Here is a 4,724-nt window from a genome sequence, read left to right on the forward strand (position 1 = left end):
GTCCAGCATCAAGTCTCGCGTCGGCCCCGTGGTTCCATGCGCGCGCAGGCTTTCAAAGTAGCGCTGCAACTGCGAAGCAACAAAACGCGCCGTGCCGCCGGGGAAGATCACGATCCGAAAGCCGCGCTCGCCAAGCTCGCTCGCACTCTGCACCGGGCTCTTCCCGCCCTCGATCATGTTCGCGAGCAGCGGCAGGCGCGGAGCAAAGCGCGCGCAGGCGGCATCCATGTCCTCGCTGGTCCGCAATGCTTCGATGAACAGCGCATCCACGCCGCAGGCCGCATACGCCTCGGCACGCTCGAACGCAGCCTCCAGACCTTCCACGGCGACCGCATCGGTGCGCGCCAGGATCAATGTACTCGGCGACTGGCGGGCGTCCAGCGCCGCCTTCAGCTTGCCCGTCATCTCTTTCGTGCTTACGAGCGTCTTGCCATCCAGATGGCCGCAGCGCTTCGGAAAGGTCTGGTCTTCGAGCTGGATCATGGCGGCTCCGGCGCGCTCGAAGAGTCGCACGGTGCGCTGCACGTTGAGGGCGTTGCCGTAGCCGGTGTCGCCGTCCACGATCACCGGGATGCCGACGCGGTCCGTGATGCGGCCGAGGACGTCCGCGGTCTCGGTCGCGGTGGTCAGGCCGACGTCCGATCGCCCGAGCTGCGTGTAGGCGACCGCACCGCCCGACAGATAGAGCGCTTCGAAGCCGGCCTGTTCGGCCAGCAATGCCGTCAAGGCGTCATAGACGCCCGGGACGAGCAGTGCCCGTGGTTCTTTCAGCCGGTCGCGCAGGGATATGGTGGTTGACATGGAGGTTTCCTGAAGTGATCGTTATTCGGGCTTGGCACCGGTGAGCGCGACGACCTTGCCCCACCGTGTGATCTCGCTTCGCACGAAGCGGTCGAAATCCTGCGGGCCCGTGCCCATGGGCACCAAACCTTCGTCCTTGAAGCGGCTGCGCACCGCCTCCGACTCGAGGCCGGCAAGGGCGGCGCTGGACAATTGTTCGACGAGGGCCGGCGCCATCCGGGCCGGCCCGAACAGTCCGTACCAGGAACTGTAGGCATAGCCCGGGAGCAACTCGCCGATCGTCGGCACGTTGGGAAAGGCCGGCAGGCGCTGGGCACTCGTCACGGCGAGCGGCTTCACCAATCCGCCCTTGATCAACGTCTGGACGCTGGCGACCCCGGAGAACGCCAGGTCGATCTGGCCCGCGACCACGTCCGCGAGCGCGGGGGAGGTGCCCTTGTAAGGCACGCTGACGATGTCGATGCCGGCGTCTCGCTTGAGCATTTCCCCGGCCAGATGGTTCGCGCTGCCAAGCCCCGCGATCGCCAGGTTGAGGCTGCCGGGCTTGGCCTTCGCGAGGGCGATCAGTTCGGCGATGTTGTTCGCCTTGAGCGAAGTCTTGCCGACCAGGATGGCCGGCAGGCTGGCGACGCCACACAGCGGCGTGAAGTCCTTGATCGGATCGAAGGGCAGTGTCGGGTAGAGGGACGCGTTGATGGCGTGGCTCGTGTAGCTGAGGAGCAAGGTGTTGCCATCAGGCGCCGCCCGCGCCACCGCCAGCGCCGCGATGTTGCCGGCGGCGCCGGGTCTGTTCTCGACCACGTAGTTTCGGCCCAGGCGCTCGGCCATTTCACGGGCCAAGGCTCGCGCCACGATGTCCGTGCCGCCCCCCGGGGTGGCGCCGACCAGAAGCTTGGTGACGGCAGCCTGCGCGTGCAGGCCGAAGCTCGCGCAACTGGAGGCCGCGGCGGCCATGGTGGCGGTGAGGAGTCGACGTCGATGCATGGTGGTTCTCGGGTTTGAGCGTGGGCCCGTGTGAGGCGGGAGTGGGCAACAGCGATTCGCGGCGCCTATCAAGGCGTCGGCAGCACCTTGCCGGGATTGAGCAGGCCGTGCGGATCGAGCGCCTGCTTGATTCGTTGCATCAGGGCCAGTTCGGCCGCCGGCTTGAGGCGCACGAGTTCCGCGATGCGGTACTGCCCGATGCCGTGTTCCGCGGCGATGGAACCGTCGAAGCGTGCCACGGTATCGTGCACCGCGCGGTTGACAAGATCGACGGAGACGCCGTGCGGACCCTGGATCACGTTGAAGTGGATGTTGCCGTCGCCGAGGTGGCCGAAGGCGTTGACGCAGAACAGGCGAGAGCGCAGCGATGGCTGCGCTGGCGGCCTCGATGAAGGCGGGAACCTGCGAGACCGACACCGCAACGTCGTGTTTGACGCTGGCGCCCGCGTGCCGTTCAGCCTCGGTAATGTTCTCTCGCAGTGCCCAGAATTCCTGCGCCCGAGACAACGAATCGGCCACGGCCGCATCCTCGATCTCGCCTTCTTCCATGGCGGCCTCCAGAGCCGCCAGCAGGCGATCGGCCGGTGCAGGCGCGCTGTCTCCAACCTCGATCAGCAGATGCCAGTCGGCGGGAGCGACCGGCAGGCGGCCACCGATGAAGCGCACGGCGCGCCCGACCGCGGCGCCCGACATCAGCTCGAACGCGCTGAGCGAGTCGCCCATCGTGTCCTGCAGCCGCTCGAGCAGCCTCACGGCGGCTGCGGGGGACGCGACCGCGGCGAATGCGACGCAGTGCTCCCGCGGCAGCGCGCTCAGTCTCACGACGGCGGCGGTGACGATGCCCAGCGTGCCTTCGGAGCCGATCAGCAGTTGCTTCCAGTCGTAGCCCGTATTGTCCTTGCGAAGGCCGTGGAGCTTGCGAATGACGGAACCATCGGCCAGCACCGCCTCGATACCGAGCACCATGTGGCGCGTGGTGCCGTAGCGAAGCGCGTTGATGCCGCCGGCGTTGGTGGCGATGACGCCGCCCACCATGGCCGAGCCTTGGGCGGCGAAGCCGATCGGAAGCAACCGCCCGTGGGCGCGCGCCGCCTCCTTGGCGGTTTCGAGGACGCAGCCCGCCTCGACCTCCATCGTCATGCCGACGCGGTCGATCGAACGAATCTTCTGCATGCGGCCCAGCGAGAGCAGCACCTGCGGCGTGCCTCCGGTGGGGGTGGCACCGCCCGCCAGGCCGGTGTTGCCGCCCTGTGCGACGACGCCGACAGCATGGCGCGCGGCAATGCGCAGCAGGGCCGACACCTCGTCCACATGCGCCGGGCGTGCCACGCACAGTGCGGCGCCATGGAACAGCCCGCGCCAGTCATGGAGGTAGGGCGCGGTGTCGGCTGGCTCGGTCAGCACCTGGCAGGCCGGCACTTCAGCGCGAAGCGTGTCGACGAAATTCATAGCGGATCGAACCCGTAGAGAGCCTCGGGATTTCGCACCAGAATGCGATGTCGCGTCGCGGCATCCGGCACCCAGCGATTGAAGACCGCGGCCAGCTCGCCGTCGTCCGGCACGCTGTCGGGCGGGAACAGGTTCGGATGCGGCCAGTTGGTGCCGAACACCACGCGATCGGGACGGGCATCCACCAGCGCCTGGGCCAGTGGCTCGATGTCGTCGTAAGCGGGCCCGCCGCTCGCCGAACGCCGGTACCAGCTCGACAGCTTGACCCAGCAGTCGTCACGCTGCTGCAGGACCCGCAATAGGGCCTGGAAGCCTGGGGAGCCGACGCCGTCGCGCCCGTGCACGCAGCCCAGGTGATCGAACACCAGTGGCGCCTTGGTGCGCAGCAGCCGGGCTTCCAACTGGACCAACTCGGCGGCATTGGCAACGTGCACCTGGAGGTGCCAGCCGAAGGGCCGCAACTTCGCGGCCATCTGGTCGATCAGGTCGGTGCCGCCATACCCGGCCACGTGCGTGGACAGGCGCACGCCGCGCATGCCGCCGTCATGCAGCCTTTCCAGTTGCGTCGTCGAGATGTCCGGCGCAACCCCGGCCACGCCGCGGGCCCGATGCTGGCCCAATTGAGCGATCGCGGCGATCGTGATGCTGTTGTCGCATCCATAGACACTGGCGTTGACCTGCACCGTGCGCGTGATCCCGAGCGCTGTGCACATCCGCAGGTAGGCCGGTAGCCCGGCAGGCGCGGGCGTGTAGCTGCGCTCGGCCACGAAGGCAAACTCGTCCGGATCGCCGAACAGATGGCAGTGGGCGTCCACGCTGCCTGGCGGGAATGCCGGCTGCGGCGCGCCGACCACGTTCCCCGGTCCGAGGCAGAGGGGCGGCTCGGCATCGAGAAGCGCCATGGCTAGTCGATCCTCACGTTGGCTTCGCGAACGACGCGGGTCCACTTGAGTCCTTCGTCGCGCATCAGGTCCGCGAAGGCCTGCGGGGAGAGATCCGAGATGTCGGCGCCCATCTGGGCGAAGCCCTCGCGCACCTTCGGTGCCAGCGACTTGGCAAGCGCCGCATTGATCTTGGCCGCCACGTCCTTGGGCGTGGCCGCAGGAAAGACGATGCCGGTGGTGGTGCTGGCTTCGTAGCCGGCGAGGCCAGACTCGGCCAGGGTCGGCAAGTTGGCCAACGCGCTGCTTCGCGTCGCGCTGGTCACGCCCAGCGCGTTCAGCTTGCCCGACCGAATGAAGGGCAGGGAGGTGGGGACGTTGTCGAACATCAGGTCGACCTGGCCGCCGAGCAGGTCGTTGAGCGCCTGGCTGCTGCCGCGATAGGGGACGTGGTTGAACTGGGTGCCGCTCATGCGCTGAAACAGTTCGCCCGCCAGGTGGTTGGAGGTGCCATTGCCGGTCGAGGCCATGGTCAGGACGCCCGGCTTCGACTTGGCGAGGGCGATCAACTCGGCCAGGTTCTTGACCGGCAGCTTCGGATTCACGACC

At 67.9% G+C, this 4,724-nt stretch carries 5 protein-coding genes and 1 pseudogene; all 6 read right to left on the minus strand.

Going from position 1 to position 4,724, the window contains the following annotated elements; translation table 11 throughout:
- On the minus strand, window positions 1-801 hold an 801-nt coding region (locus tag AC1DY5_RS42475), incomplete at its 3' end, for an isocitrate lyase/PEP mutase family protein (protein ID WP_478120432.1).
- A gap of 21 nt (window positions 802-822) precedes the next feature.
- Window positions 823-1,785, minus strand: coding sequence for a tripartite tricarboxylate transporter substrate binding protein (locus tag AC1DY5_RS42480; RefSeq protein WP_478120435.1), 963 nt, complete (start codon window positions 1,783-1,785; stop codon window positions 823-825).
- A gap of 68 nt (window positions 1,786-1,853) precedes the next feature.
- On the minus strand, window positions 1,854-2,312 hold the full coding sequence (locus AC1DY5_RS42485) for an FAD-binding oxidoreductase (RefSeq protein WP_478120436.1): 459 nt from the start codon (window positions 2,310-2,312) through the stop codon (window positions 1,854-1,856).
- Window positions 2,206-3,234: pseudogene (locus AC1DY5_RS42490) on the minus strand (FAD-binding oxidoreductase); the annotation flags it as partial. The gene AC1DY5_RS42485 and the pseudogene AC1DY5_RS42490, both read right to left, overlap by 107 nt.
- Window positions 3,231-4,136: an amidohydrolase family protein gene (locus AC1DY5_RS42495; protein ID WP_478120433.1), complete on the minus strand. Its 906-nt coding sequence runs from the start codon at window positions 4,134-4,136 to the stop codon at window positions 3,231-3,233. The gene AC1DY5_RS42495 and the pseudogene AC1DY5_RS42490, both read right to left, overlap by 4 nt.
- A gap of 2 nt (window positions 4,137-4,138) precedes the next feature.
- The coding region (locus AC1DY5_RS42500; protein ID WP_478120434.1) for a tripartite tricarboxylate transporter substrate-binding protein at window positions 4,139-4,724 on the minus strand (586 nt) is incomplete at its 5' end.

This window comes from Variovorax sp. P4_D9 (assembly GCF_056401695.1).